Source organism: Pseudomonas sp. GM_Psu_1 (genome assembly GCF_026544185.1).
GTDB classification, from domain to species: Bacteria; Pseudomonadota; Gammaproteobacteria; order Pseudomonadales; family Pseudomonadaceae; genus Chryseomonas; species Chryseomonas oryzihabitans.
The window spans coordinates 1-17,110 of record NZ_JALNUX010000002.1; the positions used below are offsets into that span (position 1 = coordinate 1).

General features: G+C 65.8%; 16 protein-coding genes. 7 read left to right on the forward strand and 9 right to left on the reverse strand.

Annotated elements, in window-relative coordinates; all coding sequences use genetic code 11:
* Positions 1-385: MarR family transcriptional regulator (locus OXS31_RS02670; RefSeq protein WP_267397858.1), on the forward strand; the 385-nt coding region annotated here is incomplete at its 5' end.
* Positions 386-656: 271 nt separating this feature from the next.
* Here the strand turns inward: OXS31_RS02670 and OXS31_RS02675 are convergent.
* The 3 genes from OXS31_RS02675 to OXS31_RS02685 all read right to left on the reverse strand — a co-directional run bounded on the left by OXS31_RS02675 (position 657) and on the right by OXS31_RS02685 (position 4,030).
* On the reverse strand, positions 657-1,589 hold the full coding sequence (locus tag OXS31_RS02675; RefSeq protein WP_267397859.1) for an amidohydrolase family protein: 933 nt from the start codon (positions 1,587-1,589) through the stop codon (positions 657-659).
* Between the two features lie 51 nt (positions 1,590-1,640).
* Positions 1,641-2,972, reverse strand: coding sequence for an MFS transporter (locus OXS31_RS02680; RefSeq protein WP_144960406.1), 1,332 nt, complete (start codon positions 2,970-2,972; stop codon positions 1,641-1,643).
* A gap of 80 nt (positions 2,973-3,052) precedes the next feature.
* Positions 3,053-4,030, reverse strand: coding sequence for a hydroxyacid dehydrogenase (locus OXS31_RS02685; RefSeq protein WP_027596823.1), 978 nt, complete (start codon positions 4,028-4,030; stop codon positions 3,053-3,055).
* A 215-nt stretch (positions 4,031-4,245) separates the two neighbouring features.
* Between OXS31_RS02685 and OXS31_RS02690 the strand changes: the two genes are divergently transcribed.
* Positions 4,246-4,920 carry an RraA family protein gene (locus OXS31_RS02690; RefSeq protein WP_074584700.1) on the forward strand — a complete coding sequence of 225 codons (675 nt, stop codon included), beginning with the start codon at positions 4,246-4,248 and terminating at the stop codon, positions 4,918-4,920.
* A gap of 380 nt (positions 4,921-5,300) precedes the next feature.
* Here the strand turns inward: OXS31_RS02690 and OXS31_RS02695 are convergent, their stop codons facing one another.
* The gene (locus OXS31_RS02695; protein WP_044341410.1) at positions 5,301-6,656 is read right to left on the reverse strand and encodes an MFS transporter; all 1,356 of its coding nucleotides are present in this window, start codon (positions 6,654-6,656) and stop codon (positions 5,301-5,303) included.
* 53 nt (positions 6,657-6,709) lie between these two features.
* Positions 6,710-7,630, reverse strand: a complete 921-nt coding sequence (locus OXS31_RS02700; RefSeq protein WP_074584701.1) for an SMP-30/gluconolactonase/LRE family protein — start codon at positions 7,628-7,630, stop codon at positions 6,710-6,712.
* Positions 7,631-7,847: 217 nt separating this feature from the next.
* Here OXS31_RS02700 and OXS31_RS02705 point away from each other — a divergent pair, with 217 nt between their 5' ends.
* Genes OXS31_RS02705 through OXS31_RS02720 form a run of 4 tightly spaced genes read left to right on the forward strand, consistent with a single transcriptional unit; the run spans position 7,848 to position 11,698 of the window.
* Positions 7,848-8,891 carry an ABC transporter substrate-binding protein gene (locus OXS31_RS02705; RefSeq protein ID WP_027596826.1) on the forward strand — a complete coding sequence of 348 codons (1,044 nt, stop codon included), beginning with the start codon at positions 7,848-7,850 and terminating at the stop codon, positions 8,889-8,891.
* Position 8,892: 1 nt separating this feature from the next.
* On the forward strand, positions 8,893-9,717 hold the full coding sequence (locus OXS31_RS02710; RefSeq protein ID WP_267397871.1) for an ABC transporter ATP-binding protein: 825 nt from the start codon (positions 8,893-8,895) through the stop codon (positions 9,715-9,717).
* Entirely contained in the window at positions 9,710-10,588 is an 879-nt protein-coding gene (locus OXS31_RS02715) for an ABC transporter permease (protein WP_267397872.1), read from the forward strand. The genes OXS31_RS02710 and OXS31_RS02715 overlap by 8 nt, the downstream gene beginning before the upstream one ends.
* 42 nt (positions 10,589-10,630) lie before the next feature.
* Entirely contained in the window at positions 10,631-11,698 is a 1,068-nt protein-coding gene (locus OXS31_RS02720) for an amidohydrolase family protein (protein ID WP_027602767.1), read from the forward strand.
* Here OXS31_RS02720 and OXS31_RS02725 read toward each other — a convergent pair.
* Positions 11,682-12,884 (reverse strand): alpha-hydroxy acid oxidase, encoded by a 1,203-nt coding sequence (locus OXS31_RS02725; protein WP_267397874.1) that lies wholly within the window; start codon positions 12,882-12,884, stop codon positions 11,682-11,684. The genes OXS31_RS02720 and OXS31_RS02725 overlap by 17 nt on opposite strands.
* Before the next feature lie 120 nt (positions 12,885-13,004).
* Between OXS31_RS02725 and OXS31_RS02730 the strand changes: the two genes are divergently transcribed.
* Positions 13,005-13,871, forward strand: coding sequence for a LysR family transcriptional regulator (locus tag OXS31_RS02730; RefSeq protein ID WP_027602765.1), 867 nt, complete (start codon positions 13,005-13,007; stop codon positions 13,869-13,871).
* Positions 13,872-13,915: 44 nt separating this feature from the next.
* Here OXS31_RS02730 and OXS31_RS02735 read toward each other — a convergent pair whose 3' ends face one another.
* Genes OXS31_RS02735 through OXS31_RS02745 form a run of 3 tightly spaced genes read right to left on the reverse strand, consistent with a single transcriptional unit; the run spans position 13,916 to position 16,826 of the window.
* Positions 13,916-15,424 carry a tripartite tricarboxylate transporter permease gene (locus OXS31_RS02735; RefSeq protein ID WP_027596832.1) on the reverse strand — a complete coding sequence of 503 codons (1,509 nt, stop codon included), beginning with the start codon at positions 15,422-15,424 and terminating at the stop codon, positions 13,916-13,918.
* Positions 15,424-15,885 carry a tripartite tricarboxylate transporter TctB family protein gene (locus tag OXS31_RS02740; RefSeq protein WP_027596833.1) on the reverse strand — a complete coding sequence of 154 codons (462 nt, stop codon included), beginning with the start codon at positions 15,883-15,885 and terminating at the stop codon, positions 15,424-15,426. Before OXS31_RS02740 ends, OXS31_RS02735 begins: the two co-directional genes overlap by 1 nt.
* Positions 15,873-16,826, reverse strand: a complete 954-nt coding sequence (locus tag OXS31_RS02745) for a tripartite tricarboxylate transporter substrate binding protein (RefSeq protein WP_051399074.1) — start codon at positions 16,824-16,826, stop codon at positions 15,873-15,875. Before OXS31_RS02745 ends, OXS31_RS02740 begins: the two co-directional genes overlap by 13 nt.
* Between the last annotated feature and the right edge of the window lie 284 nt (positions 16,827-17,110).

The window sequence follows — 17,110 nt, forward strand, 5'->3', positions numbered from 1 at the left end:
CCGCGCCCAGATGAAGATGTTCCAGCACCTGGTGGACAGCCTGGCCGCCTATGACCTGCGCCCCGCCCAGTTCACCGCCCTGGTGATCCTCGAGCAGGAGCCCGGCCTGATGCAGGCCGACCTGGCCCGGCGCCTGGCCATCGAGCCGCCGCAACTGGTCCTGCTGCTGAACAAGCTGGAACGCCAGGGTCTGGCCGAGCGGGTGCGCGGCACCCAGGATCGCCGCGCCTATGCCCTGCACCTCACCGAGCAGGGCCGCGCCCTGGTCGGCGAACTCAAGGAACGCGCCGCCGCCAGCGACCGCGCCGCCAGCGCCCCGCTGGACGACGCCGAGCGGGCCGAGCTGTTGCGGCTGCTACGCAAGCTCAATGGGGAGTTGGGGTAGTACGCCACGCCTATCCGGGTGTCCTCTGCCTCCCGCCATCACTCAGGTATGCGCCCCCTATCGTTGCCGCTCCTACAAGAGCACTACCCCTATAGGAGCAACTATATTGTCGCTACGGGGATACATCACGTAGCGTGGAAAACGGCGCAGCCTTTTCCACTGGAGACTTGGTGGCAAGGGGGCGCCCTCACCCCAACCCTCTCCCGAGGGGAGAGGGGGCTATCCGAGCAGATGTTCAGTTACATCAGCTCCGGCAACATCACGATGAGCGTCAGAAACCGTACAGACTGACCGGATTATCGCGCAGGATGGCGTTGCGTACCTGCTCATCCGGCGCCCAGTCAGCCAGGAGGTCGAAGATGCGCCCGTCGTCCGGCTTGTTGCCGGTCGGCACCGTTGGATGCGGCCAGTCGCTGCCCCACAGCAGCCGCTCCGGATGGCGACGCACCAGCTCCCGGGCCACCGCGCCCACATCGGCGTAGTCCGGCGCACCGCTGCGCGACCTGATATAGGGGCCCGACAGCTTCACCCAGGTACGCTCGCCGTCCAGCAGGCGGGTCACCACGGCGAAGGTCGCCGAATTCACCCCCTCCGGTTGAGGCACATGGCCCATGTGGTCGATCACCAACCGCGCCGGCAGCCGTTGCAGCCGACTCTCCAGCTCTGTCAGCTGATTGCCCGTGGCGACCACCTGGACATTCCAGCCCAGCTCATCGACCCGCGCCGCCAGGGGCTCCAGATCGGCCCGGTCGGCGCCCCCATAGCTGAGGTTGAAACGGATCCCGCGCACCCCGGCCTTGTGCAGCGCCTGCAACTCGGCATCGGTGATGCTCTGGTCGAGGACAGCTACACCGCGGGCCTGGCCCTGGCTGCGCGCCAGGCCGTCGAGCATGCAGCGATTGTCGGTGCCGTAGGTGGACGGCGTGACGATGACCATCCGGCGCAATCCCAGCAGCGCCTGCAGCTGGTGATAGTCGTCCAGGGAGGCATTGGGCGGGAGCAGCTTGGCGCCCGGCGCCGCCGGGTAGCGGTCGTCATAGAGGTGCATGTGACAGTCGATACTGCCGGCCGGCGCCTTGAGTCTCGGTGCCGTTTGGATACTGGAGAACGGAGTGGCGGCCTGGACGCCGAGGGCATCGAAAAGGCACAGGGCGGCACTGGCCTGGGCGCTCGCTTTCAGGAAGCGCCGACGATTGAAGGTCATGATGGATTCCTTGAAAGGCTGCCGGCCCGGACGGGCCGGCAGCGATCAGCTTTAACCGGCGTTGGTCGCTACGGCCTGGGCATCTGCCTTGGCGCGCGCGGCCTTGCGGCCCATGACCAGCACCAGCAGGCCACTGATGGCGCACAGGGTGGCCAGCGGCAGTACCGCCAGGGCATGGCTGTGGGTGGCGCCATGGATGGCGCCATAGACGTTGACCATCACCCCGCCGCCTATGAGGTTGGCCAGGGCGCCGATGGCGGCCAGACCCGCCGCTGCGGTGGAGGACGACAGCCAGCCCGAGGCCAGTGCCCAGAACGGCCCCTTCATCGAATAGGCCCCGATCAGCACCAGACTCAGCAGGATCACCGTGGCGGCCAGGGACGAGGTGAACATGCCCGCCAGCAGGCCCACGGCGATCAACAGCATGGTGAGCGAGGTGTGCCAGCGACGCTCGCCGGTGCGATCCGAACTGCGCCCCCAGAGGACCATCGCCACCGAGGCCAGGCCATAGGGAATGGCATTGGTGAGGCCAACCTCCAGGTTGGACAGGCCAAAGGACTTGAGCAATTGCGGCGCCCAGACGCTCATGGTGCTACCGGCCGCCGAGGCGCCGGAATAGATCAGCGCCATTACCCAGATATCCTTGTGCTTGAGCAGCTGCCACAGCGAGATATGGCCGATGCTGGTCTTGCGATTGCGCTCCTCGGCCAGCTTGAGCGTCAGCCAGTTGCGCTGCTCGTCGCTCAGCCATTTGGCCTGCTCCGGACGGTCGGTCAGCACGAACAGGCAGGCGATACCCAGCAGCACCGCCGGAATGCCTTCCAGGATGAACAGCCAGTGCCAGCCACGCATGCCCATCCAGCCGTCCAGGCTCAGCAGCAGGCCGGAGAGCGGTGAACCCAGGAAATTGGCGCCCGGGATCGCCACCATGAAGATGGCGACCATGCGCGCTCTATAGTTGGAGGGCAGCCAGTAGGTGAGGTACAGCAGCACGCCAGGGAAAAAGCCGGCTTCCGCGGCGCCCAGCAGAAAGCGCATCACATAGAGCGAGTTGGCGCCCTGGACGAAGGCGGTGCCGGCCGAGATCAGGCCCCAGGTGATCATGATCCGGGCGATCCAGATGCGCGCACCGAAGCGCTGCAGCGCCAGGTTGCTCGGCACCTCCACCAGGAAATAGGAAAAGAAGAACAGGCTGCTGGCGAAACCGAAGATCGCCGGCGTCAGGCCGAGATCCTGGTTCATCTGCAGCGAGGCCATGCCGATGTTGCCACGGTCGATGATGGCGATGAGGTAGCAGACGATCAGGAACGGCAGGAGGCGCCAGGCGACGCGGCGCATCGTCGCGCGTTCCAGTTCACTGATTTCGGACGTGGAAGAGGTCATGCAGGCTCTCCGTCTTATTGTTGTGGAGATAGACGTAGCGAGCGGCTCCGGGAAGGAGACCGCCCGCCCTGACGCGAGGATCAGGCCGCGATCAGGTGACGATTGACCACGGCACGGGTTTCCACCGCCTTGCCGTTCCAGCGATCGAGTACCTGCTGCACCGCCACCAGCCCGACCCGGTCGCGGGCCTCGGTGGTGTTGGCGCCCACGTGCGGCGTGGCGACCAGGTTGGTCAGGCCCCAGAGGGCGCTGTCGGCCGGCGGCGGCTCGGGGTGGAAGGTATCCAGGCCGGCACCGCCGATCTGGCCGTCGCGCAACGCCGCGACCAGCGCCTGGGTGTCGATCAACTCGCCGCGGGCGGTATTGATCAGCAGGCTGCCGGGACGCATCCGGGCGAATTGGGCGGCACCGAACAGGTGGCGGTTGGCCTCCGTCAGCGGGCAATGCAGGCTGATGATGTCGCACTCGGCCAACAGGTTATCGAAGCTCTCCTCCCGGCGCACGTGGTCACGCACCGGCAGGCTCTGAAGGTAGGGATCGTAGACCCGCACCTGCATCCGCAGCGGTGCCACCAGGTCCATCAGCACGCTGCCGATGGAACCCAGGCCCACCAGGCCGAGGGTCTTGCCAAACAACTCGGTGCCATTGGCCTGGGCCTTGTCCCAGTGCCCGGCATGCATCCGCGCGTTCAGCCAGGGGGTCTGCCGGGCCACGCTGAACATCAGGGCGAAGGCGTGCTCGGCCACCGACTGGGCATTGGCGCCCAGGGCGATGGTGACCGGAATGTTTCGGTCGGCCGCCGCCTGCAGATCGATGGTGTCGTAGCCGACGCCGTGCTTGGCGATGATCTCGAGCTTGGCCGAGGCCTCGATCATCTCGCGGGTCAGCTTGCCCTGGCGGACGATGATGGCGTCGGGCTGCTCCTGGCGGATCAGCGCGACCAGCTCGTCATGGGGCATGTAGGGCTGGGTGGGTACCACGCGGATGCCGTGGGCGGCAGCCAGGGCCATGGCGTCGGGCGCGAGTTCGGGGCCGGTGAGAAGCAGGGTGCGGGTCATGTGGGTTATCCCTTGTTGTTATGACGTCGTCCGTCGAGCGGACAGCCAGATGAGCAGGCCTTGACCTTAGCATAATAGAATAGCGTTGCAATACTGAACGTAACCTGGAATTTAACGCCACCCATCCGACCGTTGAATGTTTAAAAAAGAAATGCCATTCTGAAATTCGACACCCGCTCCAGCGGCATCCAACAAAGCCCACAAGAGAAATGCCCATGACCATCGGATTCAGAGTTCTCAATGCCCAACGCAAGGTCGCAGCCGAATGGGTCGCGCGTTATCGTGAGGTTCCGGTCGCCAATGTCAGCGACTCGATGAACCGCATGACCGCCGGCGGCTCGCGCCTGCGTCCCATGCACCGCCAGGGCGTGCTGGCCGGCCCGGCACTGACCGTGAAGGCGCGCCCGGGTGACAACCTCATGCTGCACTACGCCCTGGACATCGCCGAGCCGGGCGACGTCATCGTGGTGGATGCCGGTGGCGACCTGACCAATGCCCTGATCGGCGAGATGATGGTGGCCTATGCGGTCAAGCGCGGCGTGGCCGGCATCGTCATCAATGGCGCCATCCGCGATGCCGCCAACATCGGCGCGGGTGACTTCCCCCTGTTCGCCGCCGGCATCTCCCACCGCGGCCCCTACAAGGACGGCCCGGGCGAGATCAACGTGCCCATCGCCATCGACGGCATGGTCATCGAGCCGGGCGACCTGATCATCGGCGACGACGACGGCCTGCTCTGCGTGCCCTACGACCAGGTCGCCGAGGTCTATGACCGCGCCACCGCCAAGCACGCGGCGGAAGAAAAGCAGATGCGGCAGATCGCCGAAGGCACCAACGACCGTAGCTGGGTGCTGGAATCGCTCAAGAAGAAGGGTTGCGCCCTCCCCTAGTCCGTATCCCGAATGAAGAAAGGCAGCCTGGTGCTGCCTTTTTTATTGTGCATCGGGTCCATTGGCGCTCGTCGAACTCAACCTGTCCCTTCTGGACGGGCACGACAGGTCGCGCAGTAACCGGGACAGGAGGGTCGCACCACGACGACTCAAGCCAACCAGCCTCGCGACGTGTCAGGAGCATAGGGCAAGGCGGCCAGCCCCCTGCTGCGAAGAGACGCGCCATCGAGAGGCGTCAACGTTCGAGGACGCCAGCTGCCGGCATCCCGCCAGCATCTCCTGCCCGGTCCTATCCGGAGCGCTGGCCTCTCGCCCAAGAGCAGCCAGCCACAAAAGCAGAAGGCGGCTCATCGCCGCCCCCTTCCTGGCTCGCCCCTGAATCAGGTGCGACCCGCAGGCTCCAACCCGGTCCCACCAACTGGCTTCACCGGCGCCCGGCGACTCGGGTCGCCCAGCCAGAGCATCATGACGACACCCAGCGCCAGTACCGAGGCCACCACGTAGAAGGGTCCGGAGTAACTCTGGGTCGCATCCTTGACCAGGCCGATGGCGAAGGGCCCGACGAAGCCGCCGAGGTTGCCGATGGAGACGATCAGCGCCAATCCGCCCGCTGCCGCCCTACCGGTCAGGAAGCTGGAGGGAATGGCCCAGAAGGTCGCCTGGAAGGACAGGATGCTGGCCACCGTCACGCTCAGACAACTCATGCGCAACAGCGGATCGGCCGAGAGCGCAGCGCCCACCAGACCGCAGGCGGCCAGCCCCAGCGCGCCGGCCACATAGGGCAGTCGGTGCGCACTCAGGTTGGCCTGCCGCGCCCAAAGGGTCATGGCGACGGCGCCGAGGATATAGGGGATGGTCGCCACCAGTCCCACGGTGGTGTTCTGCATGCCCAGGCTCTTGATGATCTGCGGCATCCAGATCCCGATCCCCACGGAGCCGACGATGCCGCAAAAGTTGATGGCGGCCAGCACGAAGACCTTGGGATTGGTGAGGGCAGCGCGCAGGGTGGAGCCATGGGCCGCGCCTATCTCGCGCTGCTCGCGGGCCAGTCGTTCGGTCAGCCAGGTGCGCTCGCGAGTCGACAGCCAGCGCGCCTTGGCCGGCGAATCCACCAGCACGAAAAGACAGAGGATACCCAGCAGCACCGCTGGCAAGGCTTCCACCACCAGCAGGAATTGCCAGTTCTTCAACCCCATGAAGTCATGGATGTCCAGCAGGAAGCCCGACAGCGGCGAGCCGATGATGTTGGCGGTGGGGATGCCCAACAGGAAGGCGGCGGTCGCCTTGGCGCGCCACTTCCCCGGGAACCAGTAGGTGAAGTAGAGGTAGACCCCCGGGGTGAAGCCGGCCTCGGCCACCCCGAGCAGGAAGCGCAGGATGCTGAAGCTGACCGGACCGGTGGCGAAGGCCGTGGCCATGGAGATGAGGCCCCAGCTGATCATGATCCGGGCAATCCAGATCCGCGCGCCAAAGCGCTGCATGAGCAGGTTGCTGGGAATCTCGAAGATGAAATAACCGAAGAAGAACAGACCCGCTGCCCAGCCGAACATGGTTGCCGTCAGGCCCAGGTCCTTGTTCATGCTGATGGCCGCGAAGCCGACGTTGGTGCGATCCAGGTAGCTGATCACATAGCAGGCGAAGATGAACGGCAGGATGCGCCACAGGGCGCGATGCAATACCTGTTCGCCTTCGGCATCGGTCAAGGGCGGCTGGCCGCCCAGCGGGGTCTGACTCATGGATAACCTCTGTTGTAATTATTGTGGAGCTGACAAGGGCGCCGGAGCGCTGTTTACAGATGAGAGAACAGGGGTAGTCCCCGTACGCTGGTCTCCACCCGCAGGATGCTGCCGGTCTCGGATTCGGTGATGAACAGACTGCTCCCCTCGGGGCCGCCGAAGGCCAGGTTGGTGTTGCTGATGCCCGCGCAGGATTTCAACCGCGCGAGGGGCTCGGCCACCTGCGACAGCTGCCAGACCGAGCCGAAACCGGTATGGGCGATATATAGGTTGCTCTCCTCATCCAGCGCCAGGCCGTCCGGACCACCGAGGCCACCGTGGAGCTGGGCGAAGACCCCGACCTTGCCGATCAGCGAGCCGTTGCCCAGAGGAATACGCCAGATCTGCTGCGCACGGGTCACCGCGATCAGCAGGTGGTTGAGCCGCGGATCGAAGACGATGCCATTGGGGCTGGGCACCGTGTTCAACAGACAGCTGAGCTGGCCGTCGGCGCTCAGGCGATAGATCCGGCCGCTGGCATCCTGCAGGCCGGTCTGGCCCTGGTCGGTGAAGTAGAGATCCCCGGCCGGCGAGAACACCAGGTCGTTGACCCCCTTGAAGCCTTCCGAGCCGGCGCTGCCCAGTAGCGTCTCCACCTCGCCGCGCAGCGGATCGAGCAGCAGGATGCCGCGCTTGTAGTCGGCGATGAAGATGCGCCCGTCACGATGGATCTTCAGGCCATTGGGCCAGCCGTCGTACTCGCAGACCAGTTCCCACTCCCCTTGGGGATCGATGCGGAAGATGCGTCCATTGGGGATGTCGGTGACATAGAGATTGCCCTGTCGATCGAAAGAAGGGCCTTCGAGGAAGGAATCGATCGCCCTGCCCTGGCGGTTGGCATCCGCCCAGGCCGTGCGCTTCGGCTGGCGATAGCGATCGGGCAGGCGGGTGAAGACAGCGGTTTGGATAGTCGGCGGCGCAGCGAAAAAGCTCATGACCAGGCACCTGAGAGAGGCTGAAGCCCCTCGGCAAAAAGGGCTATGCAATTTTATTTTTAACGAAATGCCGTTGCAAAAATAAAACACTCAAGGCCAATTGCAAGCAAAAGTTTTCAGCTAACGAAGGCTGCATCCTCAAGGCTGCTTGACAGGCAAGGCTTTTCTAAATACTCCTTAAAAGAAATGGCATTTCAAAAATAACAAGGAGAACGCCATGCTGCACCCGTCCGGCCGCTCGTCCCGTCCCGCCCTGCGTCAGCTCGCCCGCGTCCTGGGTCTGGCCGCCAGCCTCACCTTGGCTACCGTCCTCCCCGCTCAGGCCCAGACCGAACAGAGCCAGGTCACCCTGGCCATCCAGTACGGCTACGCCTATCTGCCCGTGACCCTGGCGGACAAGCTGGGCTTCTTTCGCGAGCAGGCCAAGGCCGCCGGCCAGCCCGACACCCAGTTCGAGATCAAGCGCATCAGCGGTTCGCCGGCCATCAACGACGCCCTGATCAGCGGCAACATCGACATCGGCGGCTACGGCCTGCCCGGTACCCTGGTGGCCTGGCAGAAGACACAGAAGTCACTCGATATCCGCGCGCTCTGCGCCCTTGTCGCCGGCGACAACGCCCTGTTCGTCAACGACCCTTCGATCAAATCACTCAAGGACTTCAAGGCCGACCAGAAGATCGCCGTGAGCTCTCCCACCGGCCAGCAGGCTCTGCTGCTGCAGATGGCCGCCGAGCGCACCTTCGGCCCGGGCCAGGCACACCGGCTGGACAACCTCATGGTGGCCCTGCCCCATCCCGACGCCACCGCCAGCCTGCTCAACAAGGCCGGGATCACCGGCTACATCGGCCCCAACCCCTACAGCTATCTGCTGGCCAAGGACGCCAAGGTCACCAAGCTCTTCGACTTTTCCAAGGAACTCGACCTGCGCATGACCAGCGGGGTGCTGACCACCACCGGCAAGTTCGTCAAGCGCAACCCGAAACTCAGCGCCGCCGTGGTCGCCGCCATCGGCCAGGCCCAGGACTTCATCAAGGCCGAGCCGCGCAAGGCTGCCGAACTCTTCCTGCAGTCGGAGCCCTCCAGCCTGAGTCTCGATCAGGTGGAAGAGATGCTGCGTGGCGTCAGTGGCGAATGGTCGGTGCAGCCTATCGGCGTCATGACTCTGGCCACCTTCATGGTCGGCAGCGGTGCTCTCAAGGAGGCACCGCAACGCTGGCAGCAGGTCTTCTTCGATCCCGTGGCCACCGGCGAGGGCAACTGACATGAACGCCGTACCGACCTCCGCACCCACCGCCGTACCGGATAGCCCTGCCTGCCTGCTGCAGGTCGAAAATGTGACCCTGCAATACAAGACCCGCGAACAGCTGATCACCGCGACGCACCAGGTGTCCTTCGCGGTCCGCGAATACGACCGCTTCATCCTGCTCGGCCCCTCGGGCTGCGGCAAATCCAGCCTGCTCAAGAGCGTCGCGGGCTTTCTCGAACCGGCGGCGGGCCACATCCGCCTCCAGGGCCAGGACGTCCGCGAACCCGGTCCGGATCGCATGATGGTGTTCCAGGAATTCGACCAGTTGATGCCTTGGAAGACCGTACTCGGCAATATCCTCTTCCCGCTCCAGGAAACCCGGCGCTTCCCCGCCGGCGAATTGCGCGACCGCGCCCGGGCCGCCGCGGTCAAGGTGGGCCTGGAGAAATTCGTCGATGCCTATCCGCACCAGCTCTCCGGTGGCATGAAGCAACGCGTGGCCATCGCCCGCGCCCTGGCCATGGAGCCGGCCATCCTGCTGATGGACGAACCCTTCGCCGCCCTCGACGCCCTCACCCGGCGGCGCATGCAGGAGGAACTGCTCGGGCTCTGGGAGCAGTCGCCCTTCACCCTGATGTTCGTCACCCACTCCATCGAGGAGGCCATCCTGCTCGGCTCGCGCATCCTGGTGCTCAGCCCTCATCCCGGCCAGGTCCGTGCCGAGCTCGATGCCAGCCAGTACGGCTTCCGTCAGCAGGGCGCCGCCGGCTTCACCGCCTTCCACAATCGCATCAGCCAGATGCTGTTCGGCCCCAACGCCAGCGAGACCGCCCATGACTAAGCCCGCCGTCATCCTGCAACCGCGCCCGGACCTCGAATACACCCCCGTCGCCCCCGGCCAGGTCGGCGACATCGCCCGGCGCCTGGGCCTGGCCGAGCGCCTGTTCGCCCAGGCCGGCGTGCGCCGCACCCTGGTGCTGATCGCCCTGGCGCTGATCTGGGAGGTCTATACCCGCTATCTGGACAACCCGCTGATGTTCCCGACCTTCAGCGACACCGTCGTCGCGCTGTGGACCGATCTGGTCAATGGCGCCCTACCCCTCGCCGTGCTCAGCTCGCTCAAGGTACTGATGGTGAGCTATGGCCTGGCCATCGCCCTGGCGATGCTGCTGACCACCCTGGCCGTATCCACCCGGGTGGGCACCGATATCCTCGCCACCCTCACCGCCATGTTCAATCCGCTGCCGGCCATCGCCATCCTGCCGCTGGCCATGCTCTGGTTCGGCCTCGGCGTCCAGAGTCTGATGCTGGTCATCGTCCACTCGGTGCTCTGGGCGGTGGCGCTCAACACCTACTCGGGCTTCCTCTCGGTCAGCCAGACCCAACGCATGGCCGGGCGCAACTATGGGCTGCGCGGCATCCGCCTGGTAGCCAAGGTGCTGATCCCGGCGGCGGTGCCTTCGATCCTCGCCGGCCTGAAGATCGGCTGGGCCTTCGCCTGGCGTACCCTGATCGCCGCCGAGCTGGTGTTCGGCGTCTCCGGCAACTCGGGCGGCCTGGGCTGGTACGTCTTCCAGCACCGCAACGCCCTGGAGACCTCCAACGTCTTCGCCGGCCTGCTGATGGTCATCATCATCGGCCTGGTGGTGGAAGGCCTGGTGTTCCGCAGCATCGAGGTGCTCACGGTGCGTCGCTGGGGCATGCAGAATTGAGCCTTCGCTCAGCGTCCAAAGGAAGCTCCTGGAGCCGTCACCATGGCTGAGGCTCCGGCTTCCCCCCACGCCCCGGTACGCGAGGCCTGGCTGGCCCAGGTCCAGGAACCGATCCTGGAGCCCGAGCTGCCCATCATCGACGCCCATCACCACCTCTGGGACCGACCCGGCCAGCGCTACCTGCTGCCCGAGTACCTGGCGGACACCGGTAGCGGCCATCGCATCCTGGCCTCGGTCTATGTGCAGTGCCGGTCGATGTACGGCGCGGACCGGGCCGCGCCCTTCGATGCCGTGGGGGAAGTGGAATTCGCGGCCGGAATAGCGGCCCAGAGCGCCAGCGGTCTCTATGGCGAGAGCCGGCTCTGCGCCGCCATCGTCGCCGGCGCCGACCTCCGCCAGGGCGAGGGGATCGTCCCGGTTCTGGAAGAAATGCAGGCGCGCAGCGGCGGACGCCTGCGCGGCATCCGCAACGCCACTGCCTGGCATGGCGATCCGCGCCTGGTATCCAATCCGCGACCACCGCCGGCCAAGGTGCTCACGGACGAGCGCTTCCACGAAGGCGTGGCCTGTCTTGCCCGGCATGACCTCTCGCTCGACATCTGGGCGTACCACACCCAGCTCGACGAGGTCCTGGCCCTCGCCCGCAGATTCCCCGACCAGTTGATCGTCCTCGATCATTTCGGCGGCCCGCTTGGCGCCGGACCCTATGCGCACCAACGCCAGGAGGTGTTCCAGACCTGGTCCCTGGCCATCCGGGAACTGGCCAGGTGCAGCAACCTGCGCCTGAAGCTGGGTGGCCTGGGCATGAAGGTCGGCGGCTTCGCCTTCGACGAGAGAGCCACGCCGCCCAGCTCAGCGGAGCTGGCGGACCTGTGGCGGCCCTATGTGCTGACCTGCGTGGAAGCCTTTGGCGCCGAGCGCTGCCTGTTCGAAAGCAACTTTCCCGTGGACAAGGGCATGTTTTCCTACGGGGTGCTCTGGAACGCCTTCAAGCGCCTGACCCAGGGCTGGGACAAGGATGACCGGGCAGCGCTGTTCAGCGGCACGGCCAAGGATACCTACCGCCTATCATCAAATAGCAGATCGGCCGTGGTTACCGCACGATCCTGAGGCTGTCGCGACGGACCTCGCCGGGACTCTGGATCCCCAGCAGCGCTATGTTGCGCGACAGTTCGGTGGCCAGGATGCCGATCGCATGCTTGATGCCCGGCTGGCCGCCCACGGCACCGGCATAGTTCATCGGTCGACCGACGAAGACGAAGGTCGCCCCCAGCGCGAGCGCCATGAGGATGTCACCGCCGCGGCGGAAGCCGCTGTCGATCATCACCGGATAATCCGAACCGACCGCCTTGACCACCTGCGGCAGGATGGCGAGGGGCGCGACACTGCCATCCAGCTGGCGTCCGCCGTGGTTGGAAACGATGATGCCCTCCACGCCGACCTCCCGGGCGCGCACGGCATCCGCCGGATCGAGGATGCCCTTGACCACCAGGGTGCCCGGCCAGTGGCGGCGGATCAGCGCCAGATGCCGCCAGCTCAAATGATCGCGGGCGCCGAAATCGCGCATCACATTGGCCGACACGATGGGCGCGCCACGGCCGACGCCGGAATTCTCGAAGTGCGGCATGCCCCGCCGGAGCAGGGTGCGCAAGGCGGTACCCAGCAGCCAGCGCGGGTGGGTGATGCCCTCCCAGGCCAGGTGCAGATCCGGCTTCAACGGCGTGGAAAAGCGTGCGCGAATCAGATTCTCCCGATTGGCCGACACCGGTACGTCGGCGGTGACCACCAGCGTCTTGAAACCGGCGCGCTGCACCCGCTCGAGGAGAGCGAGGATCTTGGCGTCTTCGCCCGGCATATAGGCCTGGAACCAGGCGTCCGGATTTTCCTGCACCACCGCCTCCATCGGCAGCAGGGAGGAGCCGCTCATGATCGCCGGGATATTGGCCTCCCTGGCCGCCCGGGTCTGGATGAGGTCACCCTCGAAGGCGGTGAGGGCACTGATGCCCATGGGCGCGATGCCGAAGGGCGCGCTGTAGCGCTGCCCCAGGAGCGTCGTTTCGAGGCTGCGCGCCGAGGTATCGGTGAAGACGCGCGGGACCCAGGCATAGCGATCGAATCCCGAGCGGTTCCCGTGCAGCGACTTTTCCTCTTCCGCGCCACCGCTGACGTAGGCGAACAGCGGCGTGGGCAGGTGGCGGCGAGCGGCCACCTCGAAGTCATCGAGGGACAGAATCGCCTGCAGGCGTCGGGGTATCCGGTAGCCGCCGCTGCCCTTGGGCAGGGTGTGGGACGCCAAGGGATAGTCTTGCAGTCTGCTCGTCTGGTTCATGCCGCTGGCCTGGTCGTTTTGGCCATCTTAGGCGCCCGACCCGCCAAGAAAAGTTATTCTTCGTCGATCCAAAGACGAGAAAAACTCATGAAGATCGAAGCCTTCCTGACCTTGCAGGCGGCAGTGGAGCGCGGCTCCTTCGCCGCCGCCGCGGAGGCGGTGAACCTGACCCCCAGCGCTGTCAGCCTGCAGATCAAGCAGCTCGAGGCCTACTTCGGCCAGTCACTGTTTGATCGCTCGGGTCGGGCGGTGCAAGCCACGGGGTTCGCCCGACAATTGATCGACACCATGGCCCGGCCGTTGGCCGATCTCGAGAAGTTGCGCAATCAGCGCGCCCAGCCGCTGACCGGTCGCGTCCGTCTCGGGGTGACGGGTTCGGTCCTGACCACCCTGCTCCCCAAGGCGGTCGCCGAACTGCAGCAACGCGCTCCCGGCATCACCCTGCAACTGGAGCGGCACAATACGCCCGAATTGATCGCCGCCCTGAAAGCGGATCGCCTGGATGCCGCCATCCTAATCAGACCACCAGGCGGCGGCTCGGCCCGGCTGCATTGGCATGACCTGCTCCGTGAGCCGCTGGTACTGGTGGTGCCAGCGCAGCTCGCGCCCCTGGAGCCCGAAGCGTATCTGCGGCGCTATCCCTGGATCAGGCTGGATCGCAAGCTGGTGGTCGGTCGCCTGGCGGCGCGCTTCGTCGATGGCCTGGTGCCCCAGTGCGAGGCCCTGCTCGATGTCCCCAGCGCCGACGCCATCGTCGCCATGGTCGGCCTGGGTCTGGGCGTCTCGGTGCTGCCGCGACTGCGCCCGGAACACCTGGGGCCCTATGAGATAAGGGAGGTCTCCCTCGGCACCGCCGCGCCCACTCGCCAACTCGCCATGGCGCGCCGCAAGCAGGACTCCGAAAGCGCCCTGCTCGACACCATCGCCCAGGCCTTCGACGTCGCCTGTCGCTAGCACGCCGAGGGGGCGGCGAGCTCAGCCCGTCGCCCCCTCCCCCCTCAGGCCTCTTCCTCCTGGAAGGCCTCTTCCCGCTTCCGGCGAAACGCCGGCAACACCATCATCACCAGCAGGATGGCCGAGGCGGCGAACAGGGTGGCGCTGATCGGCCGCTGGACGAGCACGGACGGATCCCCCTGGGAAATCAGCAGGGCGCGTCTCAGGTTGGTCTCCAGCAAGGGGCCGAGGACGAAACCCAGCAGCAGCGGACCCGGCTCGCACTTGGCCTTGCGGAACAGATAGCCCAGCAGCCCGAAGATGATCACCAGGGCGACATCGAAGCCGCGGTTGTTGACGCTGTAGACCCCGACGCAGCAGAACAGCAGGATGGCCGGGAACAGCAGCCGATACGGCACCTGCAGCAGCCGCACCCAGACGCCGATGAGCGGCAGGTTGATGACCAGCAGCATCAGGTTGCCGATCCACATGCTGGCGATCAGACCCCAGAACAGCGCCGGCTGGTTGGTGATCACCGAGGGCCCCGGGGTGATGCCGTGGATCATCATGGCGCCGAGCATCATGGCCATGATCGAATTGGACGGAATGCCCAGGGTCAGCAGCGGAATGAAGGACGACTGGGCGCCGGCGTTGTTGGCCGACTCCGGCGCGGCGACGCCTTCCACCATCCCGGTGCCGAATTGCTCCGGCGTCTTGGAGACCTTCTTTTCCAGCGAATAGGCACTGAAGGCGCTCAGGGTCGCACCGCCGCCGGGCAGGACGCCGAGGAAGGTACCCAACGCCGTGCCCCTCAGGGTAGCCGGCCAGGCCCTGCGGAAGTCCTCGCGGGTGGGCCACAGCCGGGTGATCTTGCCGGCCAGGGTGCCGCGGGCCTCGCGGGATTCGAGGTTGACGGCGATCTCGGCGATGCCGAACAGGCCCACGGCGATCACCACGAAGTCGATGCCGTCGTAGAGATCGGTGGAACCGAAGGTCAGGCGCGTGGTGCCGCTGCTGACATCCATGCCCACCATGCCGAGCAGCAGTCCCAGGCAGACCATGCCGACCGCCTTGATCACCGATCCGCTGGCCAGGATGGTCGCCGCCAGCAGACCGAAGACGGTGAGCGCCACGTATTCCGCCGGCCCGAAGGACAGGGCGAAGCGCGACAGCACAGGGCCGGCCACCGCCAGGGCCACGGTGGCGACGGTCCCGGCGAAGAAGGACGCCAGGGCGGCGGTGGCAAGCGCTGCTCCCGCCCGCCCCCGCTTGGCCATGGCATGGCCGTCCAGCGCCGTGACCACCGCCGAGGCCTCGCCCGGCAGATTGACCAGGATCGCCGTGGTCGAGCCGCCGTATTGCGCACCGTAGAAGATGCCGGCGAGCATGATCAGGGCGGCCAGCGGTGGCAGGAAGTAGGTGATCGGCAGCAGGATCGCCACGGTGGCCGTGGGCCCGATGCCTGGCAGCACGCCGATCAGGGTTCCGAGCAGGGCGCCGATCAGGCAGAACGCCAGGTTGGTCGGGCTCATGGCTTCGGAGAAGCCCAGGTAGAGCGCGTCGAAGATCTCCATCAGAAGGGCCCCACACGCATTTGGACATCCAGTCCATAGATGAAGACCAGCACGCCGAACAGGGTCAGCACCACGCTGGAGATCAGCACCTCGCGCAGCCGCCACTCGCGGTCGGCCATGCTGCCGAAGATCACCAGCCCGGCCGCCGCGACGATGAAGCCGGCATACTCGGCCGCCAGGGCGAAGCCGCCCACGGAAGCCAACAGGATCAACAAAGGCCTGAGCTGTACGGCGCCGATGGACTCCGCGTGCTGCCACAGACCCAGCAGACCGATGACGACGCCGAGGATGATCACCAGCGAGCCGACCAATACCGGTAGATAGCCCGGCCCCATCATGGCCGCGCTGCCGAACGGCAGATCCTTCGACGACCAGAGCACCAGCGCCCCCAGGCCGATGAAGATGGCACTGGCGAGCAAGTCGGGGCGGCTACCGCGCGCCGCGCGTGTCACTGCACCCATGGCGAGACGCTCCACAGCTTCTGGTAACCCGCGAGCTGCGCCGGCATCTGGGCGGCCCAGTCCTCGCCGGACAGATAGGCCAGCGGCAGCGACAGGTCCCCGGCCTGCTTGACGAAGGCCGGATCCTCGATGACCTCTTTCACCGCCTGCGCCATCCGCTGCTCGATGGCCTCGGGCACCCCGGACGGGGCGGCGATGCCCCGTTCGGAGGTCATGACCAGGTCGACGCCCTGCTCCCTGGCAGTGGGTAGATTGGGCTGCTGCGGCATGCGCTCGGCGGAGAATTGCGCCAGCACGCGGAAGTCGTCGTCCGCGTTCATCTCGCTGATGTTCTGCCCGGCCGCGCTGATATGGCCGCCCATCAGGGCGGTGCGGGATTCGGAAGCGCCGCTGAAGGGCACGTGGGTGAGCTTGATGTCGGTCAGCTGCTGCAGCTCCACCATCATTAGGTGGTCATCCGTCCCGACGCCGGAGGTGCCGACCGAGAACTTGCCGGGTGCGGCCTTGGCGGCCGCGGTGAAATCGGCCAGGGTCTTGTAGGAGGAATCCTTGGGGACCGCCAGCACGGTGGGGTCGTCGACGATGCGTGCCACCGGGCGAATCTTCGCCGGGTCGTAGCCGACCTTGCGCTGGACCCGGGTACTGAGGAAGCCGGGGGTATTGATGAAGGCGAAGGTGTAGCCATCGGGTTTCGCCTTGCTCAGCATGGTGTAGGCGATCTCGCCCGCCGCGCCGGGGCGGTTGACGATGACGATCTTCGCGCCCAGGCGCTTCTCCAGATAGGGCTGCATCGCACGCGCCATGACATCGGTGCTGCCACCGGGGGCATAGGCGACCAGGAATTCGATCGGCCGGTCTTCCGGCCAGGCGGCCTGCGCACTGAAGGAGCTGAGGGACAGCGCCAGGAAAGAGGCAAGCACAGCACTCGCGGTCTTGGTCATGGATAGCTCTCTATTGTTTTTGTTGGAATGGACGTGGCCAGGCGTCACGCGCGGCAGCGGCGTCCAGGGCGACGCTGCCGGCGTTGGCTGATCACGGGATAGCGTTTCCGGCCGCAAGGAAGATCTCTCGGCCGGCACCCGTTGAAGCAAGATAATGGAATGCCATTTCGTAAACGAGACAGGGCATTGGCTACGCTGCCGAAAATTCGTAACCAAAAAAGTCCTATCAAGCCTTTTACGGCCTAAAGGTCAGCGTGAGCCAGACTCCTGAAGCCGCCAAAAAA

Coding starts and splice junctions, on each gene's coding strand:
- OXS31_RS02675 (WP_267397859.1), bottom strand. CDS start 1,589: ATGACCTTCAATCGTCGGCGCTTCCTGAAAGCGAGCGCCCAGGCCAGT.
- OXS31_RS02680 (WP_144960406.1), bottom strand. CDS start 2,972: ATGACCTCTTCCACGTCCGAAATCAGTGAACTGGAACGCGCGACGATG.
- OXS31_RS02685 (WP_027596823.1), bottom strand. CDS start 4,030: ATGACCCGCACCCTGCTTCTCACCGGCCCCGAACTCGCGCCCGACGCC.
- OXS31_RS02690 (WP_074584700.1), top strand. CDS start 4,246: ATGACCATCGGATTCAGAGTTCTCAATGCCCAACGCAAGGTCGCAGCC.
- OXS31_RS02695 (WP_044341410.1), bottom strand. CDS start 6,656: ATGAGTCAGACCCCGCTGGGCGGCCAGCCGCCCTTGACCGATGCCGAA.
- OXS31_RS02700 (WP_074584701.1), bottom strand. CDS start 7,630: ATGAGCTTTTTCGCTGCGCCGCCGACTATCCAAACCGCTGTCTTCACC.
- OXS31_RS02705 (WP_027596826.1), top strand. CDS start 7,848: ATGCTGCACCCGTCCGGCCGCTCGTCCCGTCCCGCCCTGCGTCAGCTC.
- OXS31_RS02710 (WP_267397871.1), top strand. CDS start 8,893: ATGAACGCCGTACCGACCTCCGCACCCACCGCCGTACCGGATAGCCCT.
- OXS31_RS02715 (WP_267397872.1), top strand. CDS start 9,710: ATGACTAAGCCCGCCGTCATCCTGCAACCGCGCCCGGACCTCGAATAC.
- OXS31_RS02720 (WP_027602767.1), top strand. CDS start 10,631: ATGGCTGAGGCTCCGGCTTCCCCCCACGCCCCGGTACGCGAGGCCTGG.
- OXS31_RS02730 (WP_027602765.1), top strand. CDS start 13,005: ATGAAGATCGAAGCCTTCCTGACCTTGCAGGCGGCAGTGGAGCGCGGC.
- OXS31_RS02735 (WP_027596832.1), bottom strand. CDS start 15,424: ATGGAGATCTTCGACGCGCTCTACCTGGGCTTCTCCGAAGCCATGAGC.
- OXS31_RS02740 (WP_027596833.1), bottom strand. CDS start 15,885: ATGGGTGCAGTGACACGCGCGGCGCGCGGTAGCCGCCCCGACTTGCTC.
- OXS31_RS02745 (WP_051399074.1), bottom strand. CDS start 16,826: ATGACCAAGACCGCGAGTGCTGTGCTTGCCTCTTTCCTGGCGCTGTCC.